The organism is Kitasatospora azatica KCTC 9699 (assembly GCF_000744785.1).
GTDB lineage: Bacteria > Actinomycetota > Actinomycetes > Streptomycetales > Streptomycetaceae > Kitasatospora > Kitasatospora azatica.
Genome location: NZ_JQMO01000003.1, coordinates 3,136,795 through 3,161,344, shown reverse-complemented (window position 1 = coordinate 3,161,344; position 24,550 = coordinate 3,136,795). Strand labels below are relative to the sequence as shown.

Annotated in this window: 19 protein-coding genes and 1 pseudogene; 4 read left to right on the top strand and 16 right to left on the bottom strand. The window is 72.2% G+C overall.

Going from position 1 to position 24,550, the window contains the following annotated elements; all coding sequences use genetic code 11:
• Positions 1-112: 112 nt before the first annotated feature.
• Both topA and BR98_RS24725 read right to left on the bottom strand, forming a co-directional pair.
• Complete coding sequence (topA, locus tag BR98_RS24730) at positions 113-2,968, bottom strand: type I DNA topoisomerase (RefSeq protein WP_035847622.1); 2,856 nt, start codon at positions 2,966-2,968, stop codon at positions 113-115.
• A 286-nt stretch (positions 2,969-3,254) separates the two neighbouring features.
• Positions 3,255-3,743: a hypothetical protein gene (locus BR98_RS24725; protein ID WP_157537925.1), complete on the bottom strand. Its 489-nt coding sequence runs from the start codon at positions 3,741-3,743 to the stop codon at positions 3,255-3,257.
• Between the two features lie 222 nt (positions 3,744-3,965).
• On the opposite strand from BR98_RS24725, the gene BR98_RS36645 reads away from it, so the two are divergent.
• On the top strand, positions 3,966-4,577 hold the full coding sequence (locus tag BR98_RS36645; protein ID WP_051970173.1) for a hypothetical protein: 612 nt from the start codon (positions 3,966-3,968) through the stop codon (positions 4,575-4,577).
• Positions 4,578-4,584: 7 nt separating this feature from the next.
• On the opposite strand, the gene BR98_RS24715 is transcribed toward BR98_RS36645, so the two are convergent.
• From BR98_RS24715 to bldG, 6 genes are all read right to left on the bottom strand, one after another.
• Positions 4,585-6,111 (bottom strand): DUF7059 domain-containing protein, encoded by a 1,527-nt coding sequence (locus BR98_RS24715; protein WP_035853790.1) that lies wholly within the window; start codon positions 6,109-6,111, stop codon positions 4,585-4,587.
• Positions 6,112-6,317: 206 nt separating this feature from the next.
• A complete protein-coding gene (locus tag BR98_RS24710) occupies positions 6,318-7,148 on the bottom strand; it encodes a hypothetical protein (protein ID WP_051970172.1) in 831 nt (276 codons plus the stop codon).
• 145 nt (positions 7,149-7,293) lie between these two features.
• Complete coding sequence (locus BR98_RS24705; RefSeq protein ID WP_035847616.1) at positions 7,294-7,662, bottom strand: cyclophilin-like fold protein; 369 nt, start codon at positions 7,660-7,662, stop codon at positions 7,294-7,296.
• 194 nt (positions 7,663-7,856) lie between these two features.
• Positions 7,857-10,136, bottom strand: a complete 2,280-nt coding sequence (locus BR98_RS24700) for a sodium-translocating pyrophosphatase (RefSeq protein WP_407639538.1) — start codon at positions 10,134-10,136, stop codon at positions 7,857-7,859.
• A 575-nt stretch (positions 10,137-10,711) separates the two neighbouring features.
• On the bottom strand, positions 10,712-11,134 hold the full coding sequence (locus BR98_RS24695; RefSeq protein WP_035847614.1) for an ATP-binding protein: 423 nt from the start codon (positions 11,132-11,134) through the stop codon (positions 10,712-10,714).
• Positions 11,135-11,340: 206 nt separating this feature from the next.
• Positions 11,341-11,682: an anti-sigma factor antagonist BldG gene (bldG, locus tag BR98_RS24690; protein ID WP_035847612.1), complete on the bottom strand. Its 342-nt coding sequence runs from the start codon at positions 11,680-11,682 to the stop codon at positions 11,341-11,343.
• A gap of 268 nt (positions 11,683-11,950) precedes the next feature.
• Here bldG and BR98_RS24685 point away from each other — a divergent pair, with 268 nt between their 5' ends.
• Complete coding sequence (locus BR98_RS24685; protein ID WP_083976944.1) at positions 11,951-14,359, top strand: DEAD/DEAH box helicase; 2,409 nt, start codon at positions 11,951-11,953, stop codon at positions 14,357-14,359.
• 138 nt (positions 14,360-14,497) lie between these two features.
• On the opposite strand, the pseudogene BR98_RS42620 reads toward BR98_RS24685, so the two are convergent.
• From BR98_RS42620 to ssd, 7 genes and pseudogenes are all read right to left on the bottom strand, one after another.
• Positions 14,498-14,845 (bottom strand): annotated as a pseudogene (locus tag BR98_RS42620) (Rv3654c family TadE-like protein); the annotation flags it as partial.
• A gap of 17 nt (positions 14,846-14,862) precedes the next feature.
• Positions 14,863-15,201 (bottom strand): TadE family type IV pilus minor pilin, encoded by a 339-nt coding sequence (locus BR98_RS24680; RefSeq protein WP_232247523.1) that lies wholly within the window; start codon positions 15,199-15,201, stop codon positions 14,863-14,865.
• Between the two features lie 22 nt (positions 15,202-15,223).
• Complete coding sequence (locus BR98_RS42370) at positions 15,224-15,646, bottom strand: DUF4244 domain-containing protein (protein ID WP_324606689.1); 423 nt, start codon at positions 15,644-15,646, stop codon at positions 15,224-15,226.
• Between the two features lie 54 nt (positions 15,647-15,700).
• A complete protein-coding gene (locus BR98_RS40505) occupies positions 15,701-16,297 on the bottom strand; it encodes a type II secretion system F family protein (RefSeq protein ID WP_035847610.1) in 597 nt (198 codons plus the stop codon).
• A gap of 317 nt (positions 16,298-16,614) precedes the next feature.
• Positions 16,615-17,691: a type II secretion system F family protein gene (locus BR98_RS42105; protein ID WP_267886091.1), complete on the bottom strand. Its 1,077-nt coding sequence runs from the start codon at positions 17,689-17,691 to the stop codon at positions 16,615-16,617.
• A gap of 134 nt (positions 17,692-17,825) precedes the next feature.
• The gene (locus BR98_RS24660) at positions 17,826-19,154 is read right to left on the bottom strand and encodes a TadA family conjugal transfer-associated ATPase (protein ID WP_083976940.1); all 1,329 of its coding nucleotides are present in this window, start codon (positions 19,152-19,154) and stop codon (positions 17,826-17,828) included.
• On the bottom strand, positions 19,154-20,266 hold the full coding sequence (gene ssd / locus BR98_RS24655) for a septum site-determining protein Ssd (RefSeq protein ID WP_232247522.1): 1,113 nt from the start codon (positions 20,264-20,266) through the stop codon (positions 19,154-19,156). The genes BR98_RS24660 and ssd overlap by 1 nt, the downstream gene beginning before the upstream one ends.
• 754 nt (positions 20,267-21,020) lie before the next feature.
• Between ssd and BR98_RS24650 the strand changes: the two genes are divergently transcribed.
• Positions 21,021-21,860 carry an HAD family hydrolase gene (locus BR98_RS24650; protein WP_035853772.1) on the top strand — a complete coding sequence of 280 codons (840 nt, stop codon included), beginning with the start codon at positions 21,021-21,023 and terminating at the stop codon, positions 21,858-21,860.
• Between the two features lie 430 nt (positions 21,861-22,290).
• Here BR98_RS24650 and BR98_RS24645 read toward each other — a convergent pair whose 3' ends face one another.
• Positions 22,291-23,211 (bottom strand): Fic family protein, encoded by a 921-nt coding sequence (locus BR98_RS24645; protein WP_035847609.1) that lies wholly within the window; start codon positions 23,209-23,211, stop codon positions 22,291-22,293.
• A 196-nt stretch (positions 23,212-23,407) separates the two neighbouring features.
• On the opposite strand from BR98_RS24645, the gene BR98_RS24640 reads away from it, so the two are divergent.
• Complete coding sequence (locus BR98_RS24640; protein ID WP_035847607.1) at positions 23,408-24,427, top strand: ATP-binding protein; 1,020 nt, start codon at positions 23,408-23,410, stop codon at positions 24,425-24,427.
• Positions 24,428-24,550: the final 123 nt, after the last annotated feature.

Genomic DNA, 24,550 nt, shown 5'->3' with positions numbered 1-24,550 from the left:
AGCGGTCGGGGCCCGGCGCCAAAGGGCGCAGGGCGCTCCGGATCCCAGCTATGACCGGGTTGTGACGTGGGGGCGGTGAGCCAGCTCACCGCCCCCGGTCGTCATACGGGGGTCAGCCCTCGTCCGTGGCCGTCTTCGAGGCCGCGGTCTTCTTGGCGGCGGTCTTCTTCGCGGCCGTCGCCTTGGCCGTGGTGGTCTTCTTCGCGGCCGTCTTCTTGGCGGTGGTCGTCTTCTTAGCGGCCGTCTTGGTGGCGGTCTTGGTCGCCGCCACCTTCTTCGCCGGAACCTTCTTGGCCGTCTTCTTGACCGGGCCGCGGGCCCGCTTCTCGGCGAGCAGCTCGTAGCCGCGCTCCGGCGTGATGGTCTCCACGTCGTCGTCCTTGCGGAGCGTCGCGTTGGTCTCGCCATCGGTCACGTACGGGCCGAAGCGACCGTCCTTGACCACCACCGGGCGCTCGCTGACCGGGTCGGTGCCCAGCTCCTTGAGCGGCGGGGCGGCGGCGGCGCGGCCGCGCTGCTTGGGCTGGGCGTAGATCGCCAGCGCCTCCTCGAGGGTGACCGTGAAGAGCTGCTCCTCGTCGGTCAGCGAGCGCGAGTCGGTCCCCTTCTTGAGGTACGGGCCGTACCGGCCGTTCTGCGCGGTGATCTCCACGCCCTCGGCGTCGGTGCCGACCACCCGGGGCAGCGAGAGCAGCCGCAGCGCGTCCTCCAGGGTGACGCTGTCCAGCGACATCGTCTTGAAGAGCGAGGCGGTGCGCGGCTTGACCGCGTTCTTGCCGGTCTTCGGGGTGCCCTCGGGCAGGATCTCGGTGACGTACGGACCGTACCGGCCGTCCTTGGCGACCAGCATGTTGCCGGACTCCGGGTCGTGGCCCAGCTCGAAGTCGCCGCTGGGCTTGGCCAGCAGCTCCTCGGCCAGCTCGACGGTCAGCTCGTCCGGCGGCAGCTCGTCCGGGATGTCGGCGCGCTGGCCCGGCTCGTCGGGGGTCTGCGAGGCCTTCTCGACGTAGGGCCCGTACCGACCGACCCGCAGGGTGATCTCGGCGTTCAGCGGGAACGAGCTGATCTCCCGGGCGTCGATCGCGCCCAGGTCGGTGACCAGCTCCTTCAGACCGCCCAGGTGGTCGCCGTCACCGTTGCCGGCCTCGGCGGCGACACCCGCGCCCTCGCCCTCGCCGAAGTAGAAGCGCTTGAGCCACGGCACGGACTCGGCCTGGCCGGCCGCGATCCGGTCGAGGTCGTCCTCCATCCTGGCGGTGAAGTCGTAGTCGACCAGCCGGCCGAAGTGCTTCTCCAGCAGGTTGACCACCGCGAAGGAGAGGAAGGACGGCACCAGGGCCGTGCCCTTCTTGAACACGTAGCGGCGGTTGATGATGGTGTCGATGATCGAGGCGTAGGTGGAGGGCCGGCCGATCTCCCGGTCTTCCAGCTCCTTGACCAGCGAGGCCTCGGTGTAGCGGGCCGGCGGCTTGGTCGCGTGGCCCTCGGGGGTGAGCTGCTCGGCGGCCAGCGGGTCGCCCTCGGTGACCTGCGGCAGCCGGCGCTCACGGTCGTCCAGCTCGGCGTTGGGGTCGTCGGCACCCTCGACGTAGGCCTTGAGGAAGCCGTGGAAGGTGATGATCTTGCCGGAGGCGGAGAACTCGACGTCCCGGCGGTCCGCCGAGGTGCCACCGACCTTGACCGTCACCGACTGGCCGACCGCGTCCTTCATCTGGGAGGCGACGGTGCGCATCCAGATCAGCTCGTAGAGCTTGAACTCGTCGCCGCTCAGCGCCGTCTCGGCCGGGGTGCGGAAGCGGTCGCCGGAGGGGCGGATCGCCTCGTGCGCCTCCTGGGCGTTCTTGACCTTGCTGGCGTAGACCCGCGGCGCGTCCGGCAGGTAGTCGGCGCCGTAGAGCTGGGTGACCTGGGCCCGGGCGGCCGTGACCGCGGTCTCCGAGAGGGTGGTCGAGTCGGTACGCATATAGGTGATGAAGCCGTTCTCGTACAGCTTCTGGGCCACCTGCATGGTCCGCTTGGCGCCGAAGCCCAGCTTGCGGCTGGCCTCCTGCTGCAGCGTGGTGGTGCGGAACGGCGCGTACGGCGAGCGGCGGTAGGGCTTGGACTCGACGCTGCGCACGCTGAACGCGGTCTGCTCCAGGGCGGCGGCCAGCGCGCGGGCGGCCTGCTCGTCCAGGTGCAGGGTGTTGGCGCTCTTGATGCGACCGTCCGGACCGAAGTCGCGACCGCTGGCGATCCGCTTGCCGTCCACCGTGGCGAGTCGCGCGCCGAAGCTCTCCGGGTTGGCGGCGTCCGCCGCGGTCCGGCCGGTCGCGAAGGTGGCCACCAGGTCCCAGTAGGAGGCCGAGGTGAAGGCGATCCGCTCGCGCTCCCGCTCGACCACCAGGCGGGTCGCCACCGACTGGACCCGGCCGGCCGAGAGCTTCGGCATGACCTTCTTCCAGAGCACCGGCGAGACCTCGTAGCCGTAGAGGCGGTCGAGGATCCGGCGGGTCTCCTGGGCGTCCACCAGGCGCTGGTTCAGTTCGCGCGGATTGGCCACCGCCTCCTGGATGGCGGCCTTGGTGATCTCGTGGAAGACCATCCGCTTGACCGGCACCTTGGGCTTGAGCACCTGCTGCAGGTGCCAGGCGATCGCCTCGCCCTCGCGGTCCTCATCGGTGGCCAGGAAGAGTTCGTCGGACTCCGCCAGCAGCTGCTTGAGCTTGCTGACCTGGGCCTTCTTGTCGCTGTTGACGACGTAGATGGGGGCGAAGTCATGGTCGACGTCGACGCCGAGCCGACGGACCTCGCCGGTGTACTTGTCGGGGACCTCTGCCGCGGTACCAGGCAGGTCGCGGATGTGCCCGACGCTCGCCTCGACGATGTAGCCGGGGCCGAGGTAGCCCTTGATCGTCTTCGCCTTGGCGGGCGACTCGACAATGACGAGTCGCTTCCCGCCCTGCGCGGTCTCGCTGCTCGGGGACACCTTCGCTCTTCTCTCCCGGTCGTTTCCTGTGCGCTGGCCGACGGCTGGCCGCCGCCCGGCACACCACGCCTGGGATTGCCGCTTCGCGACGACCCCACCAGCGGAGTGTGACCGTACCCTGGTCACCCTTGTCAAACGGACGGATCCCGCTTTTTCACTGGCAAGGCCGACCGACGCCACTCGAACGGTAACCCGATGATGGCCATTCCCGCCGCGTGGTTCTGATCAGCGGGTGTCGGCGCGGTGTCCGCACGGTGCCGCGGCAGGGCCGACAGAAGGGGTCAGATCAGCGCAGAACGACCGAGGCGAGCAGGCTCAGCCCGCCGGCCAGACTGCTGGTGCCGAGCACGATCCAGAAGACGTCCAGCGGCAGCGAGGCCGCCGTACCGGCGCCGGTGAGCACCACCTGGGCCGGGCGGCGCGGGTCGTAGCTGACCCGCACCGAGCTGCCCGGCACCAGGTGGGCCGGGCGGCGCAGCGGCGTGCTGCCGCGCGGGCGGGCCAGCACGGCGGGGCGGGCCGCGATGGGCAGCGCATCGATCGTCGGCGCCGCGGTGGGCAGCGCGCCGATCGTCGGCAGGGTCGGGTAGGAGAGCAGCGGCGAGGGGTCCAGCGCCTGGCTCGGAGACGGGTCCGGGAGCACGGTCGCGGTCACCGGGATGCCGTGCCGGCGCAGGCGGTGGCGCAGGCGCAGCTCGGCCGCGCACCAGAGCAGCAGGGCGCCGCCGAAGAACGTCAGCACGCCCCCCGCCAGCATCACCGTCGATGCCTCCACCTGTGCCCCCTGCCCTGCTCGTGCCCGCTGCGTGCGCAGGCTGGCAAGCCGGAGACAACCGCAGGCCGATTTTCGGGGTACGGCGGGAAAAGACGAGGTCACGGATCGGTGAACCGATGTCATAACCACGCAACAGCGGCAACCGCCGTGGACCGCCCCCACGTAGAGCAGGTGACCGGCCGTCAGCGCCGGTGCACGATCAGAACCCTGGGGGGTACCACCATGCGAGCTCGCCGTCTGTCCGCCACCGTCCTCGTCCTCGCCTCGGCCGCGCTCACGCTGACCGCGTGCGGGCCGGACGAGACGCCGTCGGCCGCTCCGCAGCCGAGCGCCTCGGCCGCAGCCTCCTCCACCGCCGCACCGTCGGCCGCCGCGCCCTCGGGCAGCACGAAGCCGTCGGCCCCGGCCGCGCCGTCGGCCTCGCACAAGCCCAGCTCCTCGGCCAAGCCGTCCGGCAGCGCCAAGCCCACCGACGACTGCGCCGCCCGCGGCGCGCAGGTCGGCCGGGTGCTCGAGGCCACCGACGACGGCTACGCCACCCACATCTGGATGCGGGCCAAGGAGGCGAAGTTCGTCTGCAGCCCCGACGACGACGGCTACTTCCAGGGCGTCGGCAACCCCTCCGTCTTCACCTTCAGCAACGACGTCAAGACGGTGCTGCTCGCCGGGGTCAAGCCGACCGAGGTGCCGCTGAACGACTTCATGAAGCACGTCGACGACTGCCTGCACAACCCGTCGAGCGTGCGGACCTACGACTGCTACGGGAACATGTACCTCGTCACGGCCAACAGCTCGAACGTGATCACCAACATCACGTCGCTCTACCACCCGTGACGATCCGTCAGCGAACCGGCTCCACGAACCCCTGCTCGACCAGCAACCGCAGTGACTCCGGCGCCCGGTCGCGCAGCCGCACCCGGTCCTCGCCGAGCAACTGGGCGATCGCGTCGAGGATCTCGCCGGCCGCCAGGGTGCCGTCGCAGACCCCGGCGAAGCCGGCGCCCACGGTGTCCACCTTGGTCGCCCGCCGCATGCCCCGGTTGTGCCGCAGGACCACGTGCTCGGGGTCCTCGGCACCCGGGGAGCCGACCTGCTCCTGCACCACCTCGTCGGCGAGTTGGTAGCGGGCGGCGAGCAACGCGGCGTCGTCGTGCGTGCGCAGGAAGTCCTGCCGGGCGAACCACTGCTCGATGTGCGGGCCGAGCGGCTGCTCGACCGGGTGCGGCCACTCCTCGATCCGGACCGTCGGCCGGTCGGCACCGGAGGCCCGCAGGGTGATCCAGCCGAAGCCGATGCCCTCGACCTGCGCCGCCTCGAAGGCGTCCAACCACTCGTTGTAGCGCTGCTCGTAGGCCGGCCGGGCGGCGAGGTGGTCCCCGCCGTCGCGCAGCCAGAGCTCGGCGTACTGCGCCACGTCCTGCACCTCGCGCTGCACCACCCAGGCGTCCAGACCGGTGCCGGCCACCCAACCGGCCAGCCGGTCGTGCCAGTCCTCGCCCTTGACGTGCTGCCAGTTGGCCAGCAACTGGCAGTAGCCGCCGGGCGCCAGCCGGGCGGCGGCGCCCCGGACCAGACCGCGGCAGAGCTCGTCGCCGGCCATCCCGCCGTCGCGGTAGACGAACCGGCTGCCGGGCGAGATCACGAACGGCGGGTTGGAGACGATCAGGTCGAACCGCTGCTCCCCCACCGGCTCGAAGAGGCTGCCCTCGGCGGTCTCGACGTTCTCGAAGCCGGACAGCGCCAGGGTCAGCCGGGCGAAGGCCAGCGCCCGGGGGTTGAGGTCGGTCGCGGTCACCCGCTGGGCGTGCCGGGCCGCGTGCAGCGCCTGCACACCGGAGCCGGTGCCGAGGTCCAGGGCCGCGCGGACCGGACGGCGCACGGCGAGGTTGGCCAGCGTGGTGGAGGCGCCGCCGACGCCGAGCACCAGCTCGCGCCGGGGCACCCCCGCGGCGCTGCCGCCGGAGCCGATCCCGCCCGCCCCGCCGACCGAGCAGCCCAGGTCGGAGACCACCCAGGCGTCGGCACTGTCCAGCCCGGCCACCTCGTTGGCATACGGACGGACGTCCACGGTGGCGCGCAGCTGCTCGCCGTCGCGCTCCAGCCAGCCGTCCTCCAGCGCCTCCGCCACCGGCAGCGCGGCGGCAGCGGCGGCCTGCGGGACCGGCTGCTGGAGCAGGAAGAGCCTGACCAGCGTCTCCAGCGGGGTCCCGCCACGGGTCGCCCGCAGGGCCGGCACCGCCTCACTGCGGGCCAGCGCGGCGTAGGCGGTGGGCCCGAGCAGGTCGAGGCAGCCGTCCGCGGTGTACGAGGCCGCGAGCAACGCCTCGCGGAGCCGGGCGAGACGGACAGGATCGGGAACGGGAAGCATGGTCACTCCGCCATTCTCCCGCCACGGCGCCACCGGCTCAGCCACTGCTGCGGGCGCGCCGGGGCTGGGAGTGCCACGGGCGGGGGCGCTGCGGGCGGGGGCGCTGCGGGCGGGGCGCCACGGGGGCGCCACGGGCAGCAGTGCCACGGGCGGGGAGCAGCGGCGGGTACCTGCTGCGGGCGTCCCGGGTGCGTCTGTCCCCCGTGTCAGTGCGCCGAGGGGGACGGTGAGCCGGACCCGCTCGGGCCACCCGAGGCCGGCGCGCTCGGCGAGCCGCTCGGGGACCCGCTCGGCTGCCCGCTCGGCTGGCCGCTCGGTGAACCGGCCGCGCCCGGCGACGCTCCGGTGCTCGGGGATCCGCCCGCCGCCGGGGAGCCGCCGCCCGTCGGCGACCCGCTCGCGCCGCCGGCCGCCGGGCTGCCCGAGGCGCCCGTCGCCGGCTGGCTCTTGCAGCCCGGCTGCTTGGCGACCGCCTTGCCCAGGTCGCCGGCCTGCAGCTTGTCCAGCGCGCCCGTGGAGACCTTCGCCAGCTGCTGCACCTGGTCGCCGATGCTCTTCAGCCCGTCGGCGAACTTCGCCTGGTCGTCGGTCGGCAGCGCGGTCAGCTTCTGCTGCACGTCCTGATAGCCCTGGGAGGCCTGGTGCAGCTCGCTGACGGCGTCCTTCTGCACGCCCGCACCGTTGTCGATCTTCGGCGCCCCGGCCTTGTCGATCGCATCGGCGGTCTGCTGGTTGGTGGTGCTGAGCGTGCCCAGGTCGGCCGCCAACCGCTTCTGCAGGTCGCCCGGCGACTCGCCGCCCTTGACCTGGCCGGTGTCGGCCAACGCGGCGCGGGACTGGGTCACCGGGTCGCGCAGCCCGTCGCAGACCTGCTTGGCCCAGGAGTCGAGCTGCGCGCTGTTGTCGCTGCTGCAGGCGGCCGCACCGGTGGCGAGCAGTGCGCCGAGCAGCGGCAACGCGAGCGCGCGACGCACCGTCCCGCCGCGCTGGGAGCGCCCGGCCCCGTCCCGCCCGTTCGCCAGCACTCGCTCGTCCACCCTGGGCCCTCCGTCAGTCCAGCCCGGCCGGCTGTCCAGCCCGGCCGCGTTCCGTCCCGGGTGAACCTACCCGACACCGTTACGGGGACGGCCGGGGCCTTCGGACCGGTTCCCGTTGCCCACCGTCCGGTTCGGCCGCCGGGGCTCAGGCGCGCTCGACCCGGATCGAGTCGCCCGAGCGCACCGCGCGGAGCACCTTCGGGTCGCCGTCCAGCGCGCCGAGCAGGTTGCAGGGGCTGGCCAGCCGGCACTCGTCGCCGCGCGAGACGGGGGTCGGGCCGTACGGGAGCGCAAGGCTGTCGCCGTCCGTCCAGAACGCCACCGTGCCCGGCTCGACCACCTGTTGGGCGTCGGCCTCGCGCGGCACGCTGACCGGGGTGCCGAAGTAGACCTCCTCGCCCCAGGTGCTGGCGGAGGAGCTGATCGGCAGCGCCGCCCAGAGCGCCTCGCTGGTCGGAGTCGACCGCAAGGTCGCGGTGGCCTGGCCGGCCGGCCAGAGGATGCGGATCCGCATGGGTTTCCCTTCGGGAGTCTCAGGTCGCGCCCCACGGCGTCACGCCCGCCGCTCGACAGCAGGGAAGCCGGTCGTTCAACAGTTTGTCAATCCAATCTCAGCATGCGCGCACCCCGCTGGGCCACGCCGGAGACCACGCGGAGCGGCCCCACCGCGAGGACCGCGGTGGGGCCGCCCGGTCGGCAGCGCCGGGCTCAGCTGCCGGCTTCAGCCGTGACCGCCGACTCCACCGCAGGTGACGGGGCATCACCGGCCACGTCCACCGTCCGGCGCTTCGACGCGTACACCGCGCCCACCACCAGCAGCACCGCCAGCGCCGCGACCGCCCCGCGCAGGCCGGCGCTGGCGTGCGCGCCGTAGCTGAACCGCACCACGGCGGGCGCGATCAGCAGCGACACCAGGTTCATCACCTTGAGCAGCGGATTGATGGCCGGCCCGGCGGTGTCCTTGAACGGATCACCCACGGTGTCGCCGATCACCGTGGCGGCGTGCGCCTCGCTGCCCTTGCCGCCGTGCGCGCCGTCCTCCACCAGCTTCTTGGCGTTGTCCCAGGCACCGCCGGAGTTGGCCAGGAAGACGGCCATCAGGGTGCCCGTGCCGATCGCGCCGGCCAGGTACGCGCCCAGCGCGCCCACCCCGAGACCGAAACCCACCGCGATCGGCGCCAGCACCGCAAGCAGCCCGGGGGTGGCCAGCTCGCGCAACGCGTCCCGGGTGCAGATGTCGACCACCCTGGCGTACTCGGGCGTCTCGCTGCCGTCCATGATCCCCGGGTGCTCGCGGAACTGGCGGCGCACCTCGAAGACCACCGAACCGGCCGACCGGGAGACCGCGTTGATGGCCAGTCCGGAGAAGAGGAAGACCACCGCCGCGCCGAGCAGCAGGCCGACCAGGTTGTTGGGCTGTGCGATGTCCAGGCTCAGGCCCGCCGGACTGCCGATCACCGCGCTGCCGCCGGCGCTGCTCACCGCCTCGCCGATCGCGTCGGTGAAGGAGCCGAACAGGGCCGTGGCCGCCAGCACGGCGGTGGCGATCGCGATGCCCTTGGTGATCGCCTTGGTGGTGTTGCCCACCGCGTCCAGCTCGGTCAGCACCCGGGCGCCGGCGCCCTCGACCTCGCCGGACATCTCGGCGATGCCCTGCGCGTTGTCGGAAACCGGTCCGAAGGTGTCCATCGCCACGATCACACCCACCGTGGTCAGCAGCCCGGTACCGGCCAACGCGACCGCGAAGAGCGCGAGCACGATGGAGCCGCCGGCCAGCAAGTAGCAGCCGTACACCGCCGCGCCGATCAGCACCGCCGAGTACACCGCCGACTCCAGGCCCAGCGAGATGCCGGAGAGCACCACGGTGGCCGCACCAGTCAGCGAACTGCGCCCGACATCGCGAACCGGGCGCCGGCTGGTCTCGGTGAAGTAGCCGGTCAGCTGCTGGATCACCACCGCCAGCACGATGCCGATCACCACGGCGACCAGGGCGAAGAGCCGCGGGTCGCCGCTGTGCCGGCTGATCGCGTCCGGGACGTGGTGGAGCTGCCCGAAACTCGCCGGCAGGACGGTGTAGGCGGCCCCGAGGACCAGCAGCAGCGAGACCGCGGCGGAGAGGAAGAAGCCCCGGTTGATCGCGGTCATGCCGCTGCGGTCGCGGCTGCGCGGGGCCACCGCGACGATGCCCAGGACAGCCGTGACCACGCCGATTCCCGGGACGATCAGCGGCAGCACCAAGCCGGTGTCGCCGAAGACGGCCCGGCCCAGGATCAGCGCGGCCACCAGGGTCACGGCGTAGGACTCGAAGAGGTCGGCCGCCATGCCGGCGCAGTCGCCCACGTTGTCGCCGACGTTGTCCGCGATGGTGGCGGCATTGCGCGGGTCGTCCTCCGGGATGCCCTGCTCGACCTTGCCGACCAGGTCGGCCCCGACGTCCGCCGCCTTGGTGAAGATGCCGCCACCCACGCGCATGAACATCGCGAGCAGGGCGGCTCCGAACCCGAAGCCCTCCAGCACCCGGGGCGCGTCGGCCTGGTAGATCAGCACCACGACCGTCGCGCCGAGCAGGCCGAGCCCGACGGTGCACATGCCGACCACGCCACCGGTCCGGAAGGCGATCCGCATCGCGCGGTGCTGGGCCGGCTGCTCCTGGCCGGCAGTCACCCCGCGGGCCACGGCTGCGACCCGGACGTTGGCCCGCACCGCCAGCCACATGCCCAGGTAGCCGGTGGCGGCCGAGAAGACGGCGCCGACCAGGAAGAAGACCGAGCGGCCCAGCCGCTGCGACCAGTTGTCCGCCGGCAGCAGCATCAGCAGGAAGAAGGCGCCGACCGCGAACACCCCGAGGGTGCGGAACTGACGCGCCAGGTAGGCGTTCGCCCCCTCCTGGACGGCGGCCGCGATCCGGCGCATGGTCGGCGTCCCGGTGTCGGCCGCCAGCACCTGACGCACCAGCAGCACCGCCACCCCGAGGGCGGCGATTGCGATCAAGCCGATGACCAGGACCACCACCTGGTTTCCAGCGGTGAGGACCGCACTCCCTGCGGAGTTTCCGGATCCGCTCGCCCCGGTTCCAGCCGCCGCGGACCCGTCGGCCAGAACGCTCAAGATTCGTGGTCGTACTGGTGCCGCTGTTGCGGATGCCACCAGCTCCGATGTCTTTGCAGCAGTCGTGATGATCGTGATTCCCGCCATGCGTCCTCCCCGACGACCGGCACGCCGACCTGTCCGTACGGCGCGCAAGTGGCTCTGGTGGCACAGGCGACCGGACCGGCATGCGCTCGGCCCGACCGGATATCCAGGAGCGAGTGTAGGAATCAACGGGTGATTGAAATAGACCACGCGCAAAGGGAGAAGAAAGAATCATGGGCGGGTGCCGAAAACCGAGGGTTTTCGGCACCCGCCCATGATTCCGTGGTGTTTTTACGTCTCAGGAATGCTCAGGAATGCTCAGGAATGCGGTTTTGCGGCGTGCCGCCCCAGGAGCACCACGGCTCCACGGCCCCCACCCGCGCCTCAGGCCGAACGGCAGAGCTGAGCCTCTGGGCCGGATTGCCTGCGCCTCAGGCCGGGTTGACCGGCCAGCTCATCCGGATCAGCCCGCCGTCGTCGTCACGACCGACCTCGACGTCCTCCACCAGACCGGTGATCACGGCGAGCCCGAGGGTGTCGTCGGAACCGTCCGAGGAACCGTCACCCGAGGCGTCATCGGCGGGCTCGGCCAGTTCGCTGAGCGACCCGGCACCATCACCGACCTCGATGACGAAACGCTTCTCCTGGTCGATCAACGCGACCCGCACCACGCCGGCGAGGTCACCTCGCTGCTGCAGGCCCACGGCGCGGGAACATGCCTCACCGACCGCCAGTCGGACCTCGTCCAGCACCGACTCGTCGACGCCGGCGCGTCTGGCCACCGCCGCCGCCACCAGTCGTGCCGTCCGCACGTGCTCGGGAAGGGCGCTGAATCGCAGTTCGACGGTTGCCATCTCTCCCTCTCGGGGTCCTCTGCGCTGTCTCGGGGTTCACTGCGCTGAGCTGAGCATCGGACAGGCTGAGCACACGCCTGCCGATCTGACGGTCCATCAGCCGCTACCGGCCGGCAGTCCTGCGTCCGCCGAGCCGCAGGAACCGCTCCAGGGCAGCGGTCAGGCCTGGGGCGCCCACCAGTGGAGGACGACCCAGGCCAACCGAATCAGTCGGTCGACTCGACGGCCTCTTCCACCGAGGAGTGGATCGGGAACACCTTCGTCAGGCCGGTGATCCGGAAGATCTTGAGAATGCGCTCCTGCGTGCAGACCAGCCGGAGCGAGCCCTCGTGCGCCCGCACCCGCTTCAGGCCGCCCACCAGGACGCCCAGACCGGTCGAGTCCAGGAAGTCGACGCCCTCCATGTCGACGACCAGGTGGTAGCTGCCGTCGTTGACGAGCTCGACCAGCTGCTCGCGAAGCTTAGGAGCGGTGTACACATCAATCTCGCCGCCAACCTCGACGACCGTGCGGTCGCCGACTGTACGGGTCGACAGGGACAGGTCCACGGAACCTCCAGCACCTTGCCTTGCTACGTCACATTGCGTTCTACGGCGAGTCGGGCGGCCTCGGCCCTATCAAGCGCCGATCCCGCCCAGACGGTCTCCACCGCCGGTCTCCACCGCGTGAACGGTCTCCACCGCATGGTCGAGCGACCGGCTCAGGTGCCGCCGGTCCGGCCATCTGGCCGCCACCGCATCATTCAACCACCTGGCAGCATGCCCGCACGATGGCTTGCCGCGATTCCCCGTCACTCCAGTGACACACTGGGTCTCCATGCCGCCCAGCCACCGCCTGCCCGAGGCCCTGCTCGACACCCTGGTCGCCAGCCGGGACCGCTCGGATCGGCTCACCCATACGGAGCATCTCCCCGCGCGCCAGGCTCGCCATGCCCCCTGGCCGGCCTCGATCCGTCCGGAGATCCAGGCCGCCGCGCACGAACTCGGTGTGGCCCAGCCCTGGGCACATCAGGCAGAGGCGATGAAACTGGCCAAAGCCGGCCAAACTGTGGTGATCGCCACAGGAACCGCCTCGGGCAAGTCGCTCGGATATCTCGCTCCCGTACTGAGCGACCTGCTGGACGGCACCGAGGCGCCCAACGGCCGCGGTGCCACCGCCCTGTACCTCGCCCCGACCAAGGCACTGGCGGCCGACCAGCGCCGCCGAGCGGCCGAACTGGCCCCGGCCCGGGTACGCGCCGCGCTCTACGACGGCGACACCCCGCCCGAGGAGCGCGAGTGGGTCCGGCAGTACGCCTCCTATGTGCTGACCAATCCGGACATGCTGCACCGGGGCATCCTCCCCGCGCACGCGCGCTGGTCCTCCTTCCTCAAGACGCTGCGGTACGTGGTGGTGGACGAGTGCCACAGCTATCGGGGCGTCTTCGGCTCGCATGTCGCCCAGGTCCTGCGCCGACTGCGCCGGGTCTGCCGCCGGTACGGCTCCGATCCGGTCTTCCTCCTCGCCTCCGCCACCTCCGCGGACCCCGCCGAGGCCGCGCAGCGGCTCACCGGGCTGCCCGCCGTGGCGGTGACCGACGACGCGTCACCACGCGGCCCGCTGGTCTTCGCCCTGTGGGAGCCGCCGCTCACCGAGCACGTCGGCGAGCACGGCGCCCCGGTTCGGCGGACCGCCACCACCGAGGCCGCCTACCTGTTGACCGATCTGGTGGCCGCCGGCACCCGCACGGTCGCGTTCGTCCGCTCCCGGCGGGCCGCCGAGCTGGTGGCGCTGCAGGCCCAGGACAACCTCGACGCGCCGCTCGCCAACCGGATCGCGGCCTACCGGGGCGGCTACCTGCCCGAGGAGCGGCGCGCCCTGGAGCGTGACCTGTACTCGGGTCGGCTGCTCGGCCTGGCCTCCACCTCCGCCCTGGAACTCGGTGTGGACGTCTCGGGGCTGGACGCCGTGCTGCTGGCCGGCTACCCCGGCACCCGGGCCTCGCTGTGGCAACAGGCCGGGCGGGCCGGGCGCGAGGCCCAGGGGGCGCTCGCCGTCCTGATCGCCCGCGACGACCCGCTGGACACCTACCTGGTGCACCATCCGGAGGCGCTCTTCGCCCGGCCGGTCGAGGCGACCGTGCTGGACCCGGACAACCCCCACGTCCTGGCGCCGCACCTGTGCGCCGCCGCCGCCGAGCTCCCGCTCGGGCCGCAGGACCTGGACCTGTTCGGCCCCTCCACCGCCCAGCTGCTCCCCGTCCTGGAGCAGCGGGGGCTGCTTCGCCGCCGGTCCGACGGCGCCTGGTACTGGACCCGTCGGGAACGGGCGGTCGACGCAGTCGACCTGCGGGGCAGCGGCGGGAACCCGGTCCAGATCGTCGAGGAGTCCACCGGACGACTGCTCGGCACCGTCGACGCCGCCGCCGCACACACCACCGTGCACACCGGCGCCGTCCATCTGCACCAGGGCCGCACCTACCTGGTCCGGGATCTCGATCTGGAGACCTCGGTCGCCCTCGTCGAGCCCGCCAACCCCTCCTACACCACCGCGGCCCGGGACACCACGGCCATCTCGGTCCTGTCCACCGAGCAGACCATCGCCTGGGGCGAAGGCAGCCTCAACTTCGGTTCGGTAGAAGTGGTCAACCAGGTCGTCGGCTTCCTCCGCAAGAGGATCTCCACCGGAGAGATCCTCGGCGAGACCAAACTCGACCTCCCGCCCAGGACCCTGCGAACCAGGGCGGTCTGGTGGACCGTCACCGAGGACCAGCTGCTCGACGCGCTGGTTCCGTTCGACCAGCTGCCCGGAGCCGCCCACGCCGCCGAGCACGCCTCCATCGGGCTGCTGCCGCTCTTCGCCACCTGCGACCGCTGGGACATCGGCGGCGTCTCGGTCCCGTTGCACCCCGACACCCAGCTGCCGACGGTCTTCGTCTACGACGGCCATCCCGGCGGCGCGGGCTTCGCCGAACACGGCTTCCACCACGCGGTCCGCTGGCTGACCGCGACCAGGGACGCCATCCGCTCCTGCGAGTGCGACCGTGGTTGCCCGTCCTGCGTGCAGTCGCCCAAGTGCGGGAACGGCAACGACCCCTTGGACAAGGCGGGTGCGATTCGCCTGCTGAGCACCCTGCTCGCCGGGGCGCCGGCCGAGGAGGGGGCCAGCGCGGGTGCGGGTGGTGGCGGTGGTGGCGGGGACCGCACCCCGGGACAGGGCGGCGGCGGGAGCGACGGTTCTTCCTAGACGGGGCGGGCTACCCCGGGCGGTCACGGCGGTCGCCACGCCCAGCTCCAGCTCGTCCGTGCCGGCCGGGGACCAGACCGGCCCGGCCCGCGCCCGTGCCGTGGCAGGGCCGACCGGCACTCGCACGCCCCGCACCGGCACCCGCACCTCGACCTCGACGCTGTCCGAGCCGAGGTCCACCGCGCAGGAGACCATGGTGGCCCGGTGAGCCGCAGCGATTGCCGCTGCTCGCGCACAACCGCCGTCGGCATCCAGCAGCAGATGGTCGGCGGCTGCAAGGGCGGCCAGATCAGCGGCGGACTCGGCGCGGTGCCTGGCGGCGAGGACCGCACCCAGGGACAGGGCGAGCCCGAAGGCAGCGCAACCGAGCAGCGCCAGCGCCACCAACCAGAGGGTCGCCGAGCCCTGCTCGCAATCACGCGGCGTGGACCTCCATAGCCTCCAGCCCTCGTGAGGCCCCGCCGGCCTCGGCTGATCGAGTTTCATCGTGCCGCGTCCTCGCATCACTTCACCTCCCTTCCTACGGCGTCCTCGCGGGCCGCCACCGCGTCCGCCGAGACCGTCAGGGAGAGCACCGAGGCCAACCCGCCCGGCCCCAGGCTCTGAGCTTCCACCAGCGCCCGGACGGTGTCCCCGGACTCGACCAGTTGGACGGCCGATCCCACCGGCGCGACGGCCTGAGCGAGGCTCACGGCGTCGCTGTCGCCCCTGGCAGCCGCTCTGGCTGCGACCCGGGCCGCGTCGATGCACCGCAACTGCGCAGCCGCCGTCAACACGCCCCAGATCAGCATCGCCATCAGCAGGATCAGCGAGGGCAGCACCACGGCAGTCTCCGCGGTCACGAACCCACCGTCCGGGACCCGTTCAGACCGCATGGAGCGCCCGGTCCAGCAGATCGGTCAGCGCAGCGGTGACCGATCCTCCCGTCACCACCTTGTAGAGCAGGGCCGCGAACCCGCAGGCCGCGACCGTGCCCACGGCGTACTCGGCCGTCGACATGCCACCGTCCGGCCTGCCCGCGAACCGTCGACGGGGCCACCCCGTCAGTCGACGCAGTCCGCGCCGAAGCCGTTGGCCCGCACCGGGCCGCGGCCGACGGTGCGAGGGCGGCGACTCCCGCCGACTCGGCCTCCCGTCCATGGCCGCGGGCAGGTGCACCGCGCGCAGGGCGAGCGCGGCCACGGTCGCGGGCCGGGCCACCGCGCTCGACAGGCGCGCGGACCGGTCGTGCGGCGGGAACGGGACGAAGGTCACGACGGGTTCGACATCGGTCAGGATGCGGTTCATGAGGGGACTTCCTTTTCGGTAAGCCGATTGGATCGGCGCAAATATGACTGGTGATCAGATCTTGTGCGCGAACGAGGATGCGAGGCCCACCACCACGGGCACGATCCCGATCAGCACGAACGCGGGGAGGAAGCAGAGTCCCAGCGGAGCGGTGGCCAGCACGCCCGCCCTACGTACCCGGGCGTGTGCGGCCCGCCCCGCCGCGGCCCGCTGGGCGACGGCCAGACCGGCGAGCGGGGCGGCCGGTGGAGCGCCGCTGACCGTCGTGCGGACCAGGCAGCGTGCCAGCGGCGCCAAGGCCGGACAGTCCTCGCCCAGCCGTTCCCAGCACGACACCGGCGGTGCGCCGAGGGCCAGTTCGGCCGAGACTGCGGTCAGCCGGGCCTCCATCGGTCCACCGATGGTCCGGGCGACCGCCTCGGCGGCCTGTGCGGGAGATGCGGAGGAACCCAGGCAGGCCGCCAGCAGGTCTGCCGTCAGTGGAAGTTGAGCCAGCAGCAGCGTCTGCTCACGTGCTGCCCGTTCGGCACGGCGAGTGCGGACCAGCGGCAAGCAGCGATGCAGGGCCACCGTCGCCAGCACCCCGGTCAGCAGCCCGACGGCTCCCGGAACCGAGGCCGCGATCACGACCCCGAGCAGCAGCGGGAACACGGCATCCGCGCTCAGCCACCGACGGCGGCCGGCTCGACCCGGGCGCGCAGACGATCGCAATCGGTGCGGCGGCCCACCGGACTGATCCGAGGCAGCCGCCGCCCGGGCCGCGGACTCGCCGGGTTGCCCCGACCGGCCGCTCGACAACGGCCAGGACGACAGGTCCCAGCGCGCCAGCCGCCGTCGACACGCTCGCCGGCGCCGTCGGTGCGTGGCCAGCGGCACCAGGCCAACCGTCAGGATGAAGCCCACCGTGAGGAGCAGCAGTGACCCCAACGCCGGAGACTGCACCGTCGCGTAACCACCGAGGTACCCACTCACCAGAGCACCTCCGCAGCGCCGCCCGCCAGCCCGTAGCGAGTCCGGGAACCGGTCTGAGTGCTGCACGCGCGGTGCCGCAGGCCGGTCCTGGAGCGCCGACGTCCTGCGGCAGGCCGTGGCCGCGTCCGCCAGGCTCCCAGCGCCCGCGGTCCTGTGTTCGCTCCGGCCCTGCAGGGCCCGCGCCGCTGAGCCTCACGATGACGCGGTCGCAGCTGTTGCTGCCCGTTCCTCGCCCCGGCCGTGGCCCCGCCGCCGGTAGCGGCGCTCGCCCGAGTAGTCGCCCGGGTGCCGCTACCGGCTCGGACGCCCAGATCGGCAAGCGCCTGACGAACGATCCGAGCGGTCCACAGCAGGCCTGCCGTCTCCAGGAGCACTCCGGCGGCCAGACACCCCAGCCCCAGCGGAGTGCGAAGCAGGATCCGCACCGGCTCCGCACCCAGCGAGGAGCCGAGGAGCAGCCCGAACAAGGGCAGGGCGGCGAGCATGCCGGCCGTGGTCCTCGGCCCGGCGAGTTCGCTCTGGATCTCCTCCTGGAGCGCCCGGTCGGCTCGCAGCGCCTCCGCCACCTGGTCAAGGGCCGCGGCGAGACCGGTTCCGCTGTCCGTTGTCACCTGCCAGCAGGCAGCGATCGCGCTGGCCCCGCCACCGCCGGGCAGCGACGCCAACCAACGCAGCGCAGCGGGCACATCCGCGCCGTAGCGGCCGGCCACCAGCCGAGCGACCGCTTCGGCGCCGAGGCGCCGAACCAGCCCTGCGGTGGCACGGCCGGGGCCGGTGACCGTGCGCAGGGCCTGCTCCGGTGTCGCGCCGCTGCGCAACTCGCCGGCGAGCGCGGCACACAGCTCGATGACCGCCGCAGCGCGAGCGCGCTCCTCACGGACCGCCCTGCGCCGCGCGCGCCATCGACAGCTGGGGAAGACCAGCAGGATCGCGGCTGCCGCAGGCACCGGCGAGTGCACCACACACCCGGCCAGCACCCCGACGGGCAGCAGGAGGAGCTCGCGGACCAGCCAGCGCGGCTGTTGCCGAGCGAGCGATCGACGGATGCGCCGGACACCGATCAGGGTCGTCACTCCGACACCGGTCGGCCGGACCAGCACCCCTGCAACGCGCCGCCGTGCCCGCCCAGAACGGTTCAGCTCGGTCCACCCCGCAACCGCGCCCACGCAGAGCAGGATGACCAGCGCCAACTGCGTCGCCCGCCCACTCATCGAGTCCCCCGGTCCAACGCCACTCCGCGCGCCGCGCAGAGCTTCACCAGCCGTTCCCAGCCCGGCCCACGGGTCACCGACCCGTCCGCCCCGAAGAGCACGGCGGGCACGGTGACCGCGAGGCCTGCGGCGTCGCCGAGCAGGGTGTGCACCTCCGCCACCCGGCGTCGACCGGTCCGCTGGTCGCGGACGAGATGGATCACCAGCTCAAGTGCCGCTCGCAACTGGCTGTGCAGCGCGAGCCGGTCCAGGCCCGCCATCGACCCGAGCGCCTCGAGCCGCACCGGTACGTCCGTTGCGGCATTCGCGTGCACCGTGCCGCAGCCGCCCTCGTGGCCCGTGTTGAGGGCGGCCAGCAGGTCGAGCACCTCGACGCCGCGCACCTCTCCCACGACCAGCCGGTCCGGCCGCATCCGCAGCGCCTGCCGGACCAGGTCTCGCAGGGTCAGCTCGCCGATCCCCTCCTGATTGGGCGGTCGGCTCTGCAACCGCACCACATGCGGGTGGTCCGGACGCAGCTCGGCGGAGTCCTCCGCGACGACGATCCGCTCGCTGCGACCGACCAGGCCGAGCAGCGCGGCCAGCAGGGTGGTCTTGCCGGTGCCGGTGCCGCCGCTGATCAGCAGCGACAGCCTGGCCCGGAGGATCCCGCGCAGCAGTTCGGCGCCGACCGGCGGGAGCGCCCCGGCCGCCACCAACTCGCCCAGCGTGAACGGCTGGGGGCGGCAGACCCGGAGTGAGATGTGGGTGCAGTCGGTCGCGATGGGCGGGAGCACGGCGTGCAGCCTGGTCCCGTCCGGGAGCCGGGCATCGACCCAGGGTCGGGCGTCGTCCAGTCGGCGACCCGCCGCGGCTGCCAGGCGGTGCGCGAGATGGCGTACCGCCTCGGCGTCCGGGAAGCCGATCGCGGGTTCCCGGCGCAGTCCGTTGCCACGGTCGACCCAGACTTCGGTAGGACCGTTGACCAGCACGTCCGTCACATCCGGGGCGGCGAGCAGCTGGTCCAGCGGACCGGCACCGACCAGCTCCGACTGCAGGGTCCGGACGGCGTCCAGCACGTCGTCACCGCCGAGCGGCGGTCGGGCGGCCCGGACGGCAGCCGCGACCTCGGTCGTGGTCGGTGCGACGCCCGCCTCGGCCAGTCGCAGGCGGACCGCGTCGAGCAGCGCGGTCGCGCGCTCCGGGGCCGCCCCGGACGCGGCGGTGCTGCCGGGCCGGCGGCGCAGGGCCGTGAGTGCCGGGCGGGCCTTGGTCCGCTCGGGCCCGCGGGCCCGCGGAGCGTGTCGGTGCCCCGGGTGTCCGGTGGATGAGGTCGCAGCAGTCATCAGGCCGTTCCTCCTTCGGTGTTGGGCAGGACTTCGTCGAGGTAGGCGGTGCAGAAGCGGGCGAGTGGTCCGCGTCCTCGGTGTCCTGGTGGTCGGCCGTGCTCGACGTCGACGGTCAGGCCGGTCTCGTGCGGGATCTCGCCGGCGAGTGGGAGGCCGAGTCCGCGGGCGATCTCCCGGCTCCGCAGGCCCACCGGCCCGGGCCGTCGGACCACGGCACGCAGATCGGACAGGTGTATCCCGACGGCTGCGGCGACCCGCCCGGCCGCCGCCACCGAGCGCAGCTCGGAAGGGATCAACAGCAGGCCGGTGTCGGTCTGCTCCAACGCCTCGGAAGCGGAGGGCTCCAGCTGGCGCGGCAGGTCGAGCACGACCAGCCCGCCGCGGCGCCTGGCCGCCACCAGTACGCTGCGCATCGCCTCCGGTGGCACGGCCCGGGTCTCGCCGCGGTCCCAGGACAGGACGGTGATCCCGTACAACTGCGGCAGTGCCTGGGCCAGTTCGGTGCTGTTGACCCGACCTCTGGCGCCGACCAGTTCCGGCCAGCGCAGCCCGTCGGCGCCCTCGCCGCCGAACAGGACGTCCACCCCACCGCCCATCGGATCACCGTCGATCAGCGTCGTTCGGTGGCCGGCTCGGGCGGCCGTGACGGCCAAGGCGCAGGCCAGGGTGGAGGCTCCGGCGCCACCGCGCCCGCCGACCACGGCAACGGTCAGCGCCGGGGCGACCGCGCCCTCCATCGCGTCGGCGAGGCGGTCCAGCAACCAGGCCTGGGCATCGGGCAGGAACAGCACCTGCTCGGCGCCCAGTTGGACACCGCGCACCCAGGTTTCGCAGTCGTCGGGATCGAGGCCCAGCAGGACCACTCCGGTCCGCCGGGACAGCCCGGTGCAGCGCTCGTACTGGTCGTCGCCGAGCAGCACCAGCGGGGCGGTCTCCCAGAGTTGGCGTGGCGGGGGTGACTCGGTGAGCAGCTGTGGCTCGGTGCCGACAGCGGCGCAGAGTCTCAGCAGGTGTTCCGCGAGCGCCTCGTCCTGCGTGAGGATGAGCGGCCCGGTCGGCGCGGGCTCGACGGACGTGGTCCCGGGCTGGTTGAGGATGGGTGTCGGCACTGCTGCCTCCCCGGTGCGGGATGCCCGACTGACGGTCCGTCGGTCAGGCATCGATCCGGTTGCTTGGCCATCACAGTGCCGCTCTGTTCCGAATCAGTCAGCCGCCCGTTGAATCTCTGTGGATAACCCCGGGGATGTGGATATCCGAACTCACTCGGACGGACGCAGTTCACCCTTGTGGGGAGTTGTCCTCAGTAAATTGACGTTCTTCTCAGGGAGTCCCCGAGCCAAGCTCAAACAACTACTCAGAGTGACAATGGGAGGCATATGCCACTCCCGCTGATCCCGTCCTGAACGCCACCCCCAGCCCCCTCGGGCACCCCTTGGGTCTCACCCCGGGGCCGCTGAAAACGGGCCCGGACATGCGACGACCCCCGCCGGGGGGGAGAGCGGGGGTCGTCTATCCACGGTCCGACTCGGGGGGGAGGAGCCGGACCGGGTTAGCACGGTCGCGAACGATCCGTGACTTCCATGGTGTACCCGAGCGGCCAGAAACACAAACCAGCACGCCCTTGGGTCCACCGAATGGCGGCCTCGTTGGGACCGCCATCTATCCTCGGTTCCTGTGGACACCACCGAGAACGCCGACATCGCCGACGGTGCCGAGAACTCCGGGCCGGAGAGCGCTCCGAATGCCGCTCCGAGCGACAGCACGATTGTCCCGCTCACGGCTACGGCGCCACCCGCCGACCAGCTCCCGGGGCTGCCGACGACCGCCGCTCCGACGAGTCCGGAGGCTTCCGCCCGGCCCGACCTGGAAGCCCGCCCCGAGCGCGAACACCCGCATGTCGGACCGCCCCGCACCGCCGCCTTCTTCGACCTCGACAAGACGATCATCGCGAAGTCGAGTGCCCTGGCCTTCAGCCGGCCCTTCTACCAAGGCGGTCTGATCAACCGTCGAGCCGTGCTCAAGAGCGCGTACGCGCAGTTCGTCTTCCTGGTGGGCGGGGCCGACCACGACCAGATGGAGAAGATGCGCGAGTACCTCTCCGCACTGACCCGGGGCTGGAACGTGCAGCAGGTGCGCGAGATCGTCGCCGAGACCTTGCACGGACTGATCGACCCGCTGATCTACGAGGAGGCCGCCTCACTGATCGAGCAGCACCATGCCGCCGGGCGCGACGTGGTGATTGTCAGCAGTTCGGGTGCCGAGGTGGTCGAGCCGATCGGTGCCCTGCTGGGAGCCGACCATGTGATCGCCACCCGGCTGAAGATCGAGGACGGCTGCTACACCGGCGACATCGAGTACTACGCCTACGCGGAGAACAAGGCGGCCGCGATCCGCGAACTGGCTGCGCGTGAGGGTTACCAGTTGGCCGACTGTTACGCCTACAGCGACTCCGTCACCGACCTGCCGCTCCTGGAGGCGGTCGGGCGTCCGTCGGCTGTCAACCCCGACCGCGGGCTGCGCAAGGAGGCCGTGGCACGCGACTGGCCGATTCTGGTGTTCGACCGGCCGATCGAACTGCACCGCCGGCTGCCCGAGTTCAAGGCTCCCAGCAGCACGGTGCTGGCCGCCGTGGCCATCGGGACCGCCTGCCTCACCGCCGGGCTGGTCTGGCACCTGGCCAAGCGGCGGCGCCCGACAGCCTGAGGCGACACCTGGCACACCGTCGGCAGTGAGCCAGGAGGAAGGCGCACAAGAGGCTAGGAAAACGGACAAAAGGTAAAGAGTTCGCCATTCGAGTTCCGTTTGCCCTGGATCCGAGATACAAAGGACTCACGGCCCGCGAGACCCGGAAGGACCCGAAGAGGTCAGACCGACACCGCAGTTCAGGCCCCACGGACCGCGTACAACCTCCGAGCACCCACGTGCAGCCGACCCGCGATACGGGCCGCCGCACCAGGCGAACGGGCAGGATCCCCGCCTGATGGGCACATCCGGTGCACGCATGGTCACCTGGAGGGCTGTACCAGCGGCGACATCAGCAGTCAGGATGTCGCCGCAGCTCTGCGCCCGGCGCTGCCCTCCGCCCCGGCCGCATCGTTCCCTGCGCCCGGGCCCGTCCCGCGACTCCCTCGGCTCAGACCATCCCGCGCTGCATCGCCTCGCACACCGCGGTGCTCTCGCGCACGCCGAGTCGCAGGGCCAGTCCGCAGTGGGTGATCCACCGCGCGAGCCCGTCCGGCGTTCCGGACACGTAGCCGGCCAGTGCGTCGCGGTACGCCGCCGTCCCGAGCTCGACCAGGCCCACCTCGGCCGGGCAGATCGCCTTCGGGTCGAGCCCTTCGGCGATCAGCACGATCCGCTGCGCCGCCCGGGCAACCAGTCCGTTGTGCGTCCCGAAGGGCCTCAGCGCCAACAGCTCACCGTGCACCACCGACGCGACCACCAGGGCCGGAACGCCGCTCGTCGCGCCTGCCGTCCGGGCCGCCAGCAGCTGCGCGAGCTGGTCCAGGCGGGCCGCGGCCTCGGCGGCGGGCGGGGCGGCGGACAGAGCCGCCGACGCGCCCGGCTGCGGGTGCTGGTGCTGGTGTCCCTTGCTGTCGACCGGAGCGGCCACCCCCTCGGCCGGTGCCAGCTCCAACGGGAAGAGCTCCGCGGCGGGCTCCGCGCCCTGCCGGGGGCGCCCGGCGGCGACGGCGGCATCGCCGGCGGCCAGTAGATGCAGACGGGCCAGGACCTGCAACGGGGAGGTCCGCCAGACGCTCAGCAGCTGTCCGGCCTCGGCCGAAATCCGCAGCGCCCCACCGACCGTGCGCTCCTGCTCCCCCGCGCTGAAGTCACTGCGCCGACGCACCTCTTCCAACGGCCAGTCGGCGCCGGCCAGCGCGGCCGAGGCCCGGGCGCCACGGATCGCCGCCTCCGAGGTGACCTCCGGTGCCCGGCGGCGCATCACGCGGTGGCCGTAGAGCCGATCGACGGCCTTGCGGACCTCGGCGACGGACTCGGACACCCCGGGCAGCTCGGCAAGCGGGGCCAGCGGATCAGTTCCAGTGCTCACCTACCCGAGAGTAACGACTCCGCCGCCCCGCCCCGCACAGCAGCCCCGGCATCACCCGTTCGAGGCAATCCTTGCTTCCCTTGGGCGAAGAGCACTAAACCCCGACTACCATGACCACTATCGGAGACGATAACGATTATCAAAAAGTCCGCCGAAGCCCGTACGGCGTTCGACGGCGCGAAGCCGGGGAGTCCAGATGAAGATCGCCTTCGTCGGCAAGGGCGGCAGTGGGAAGACCACACTGTCGGCACTGTTCATCCGCCATCTGGCAGCCACCGGCCGCCCGGTCATCGCGGTGGACGCCGACATCAACCAGCACCTCGGCCCCGCCCTCGGTCTGAGCGACGATCAGGCCGCCCGGCTGCCCTCGCTCGGCGCCCACCTCCCGGAGATCAAGGAGTACCTGCGCGGCAGCAACCCGCGGATCGCCTCCGCGGAGGCGATGATCAAGACCACGCCACCCGGCCACGGATCCCGGCTGCTGCGGATCGTGGAGGAGAATCCGGTCTACGCGGCCTGTGCGCGGCCGGTGGCACTCGACGAGGACTCGGTGCGACTGCTCGTCACCGGCACCTTCACCGAGGAGGATCTCGGCGTCGCCTGCTACCACTCCAAGGTCGGCGCGGTGGAGTTGCTGCTCAACCATCTGGTGGACGGCCCGGACGAGTACGTGGTCACCGACATGACGGCAGGCTCGGACTCCTTCGCCTCGGGCCTGTTCACCCGCTTCGACCTCACCTTCCTGGTGGCCGAGCCCACCCGGAAGGGGGTCTCCGTCTACCGCCAGTACAAGGAGTACGCGCGGGACTTCGGCGTCAGGCTCAAGGTCGTCGGCAACAAGGTCCAGGGAGCCGAGGATCTGGCCTTCCTGCGCCGCGAGGTGGGCGAGGACCTGCTGGCCGCATTCGGCCACTCGGAGTGGGTCCGCCGCTTGGAGCAGGGCGCCGAGCCCGCCCTCAACGCGCTCGAGCCGGAGAACCGGGCGGTACTGGAGCGGCTGCGCGACCAGGTGGATGCCGCGTACGACGCCCGGGATGCCCACAAGTACACCCAGCAGGCCGTGCACTTCCACCTTCGCAATGCCGAGAGCTGGGGGAACGCCAAGGCCGGCACCGACCTGGCGACCCAGGTCGACCCCTCCTTCGTCCTGCACGCGGCGCCGCCGAGCGAGGCCGCCGCGAGCGAGGTGCACGACGAGGCCGCCGCTCGGGTCTGACCCGGGGCCCGAGCGAGCAGGAGCGTCTGCCGAGCACCGCCAGCCGAGTTCGGCCCAGCGAGGGGCCGGCGCCCGTATCCATCCGGATGCGGGCGCCGGCCCCTCGGTCGTCCACCGACGGCG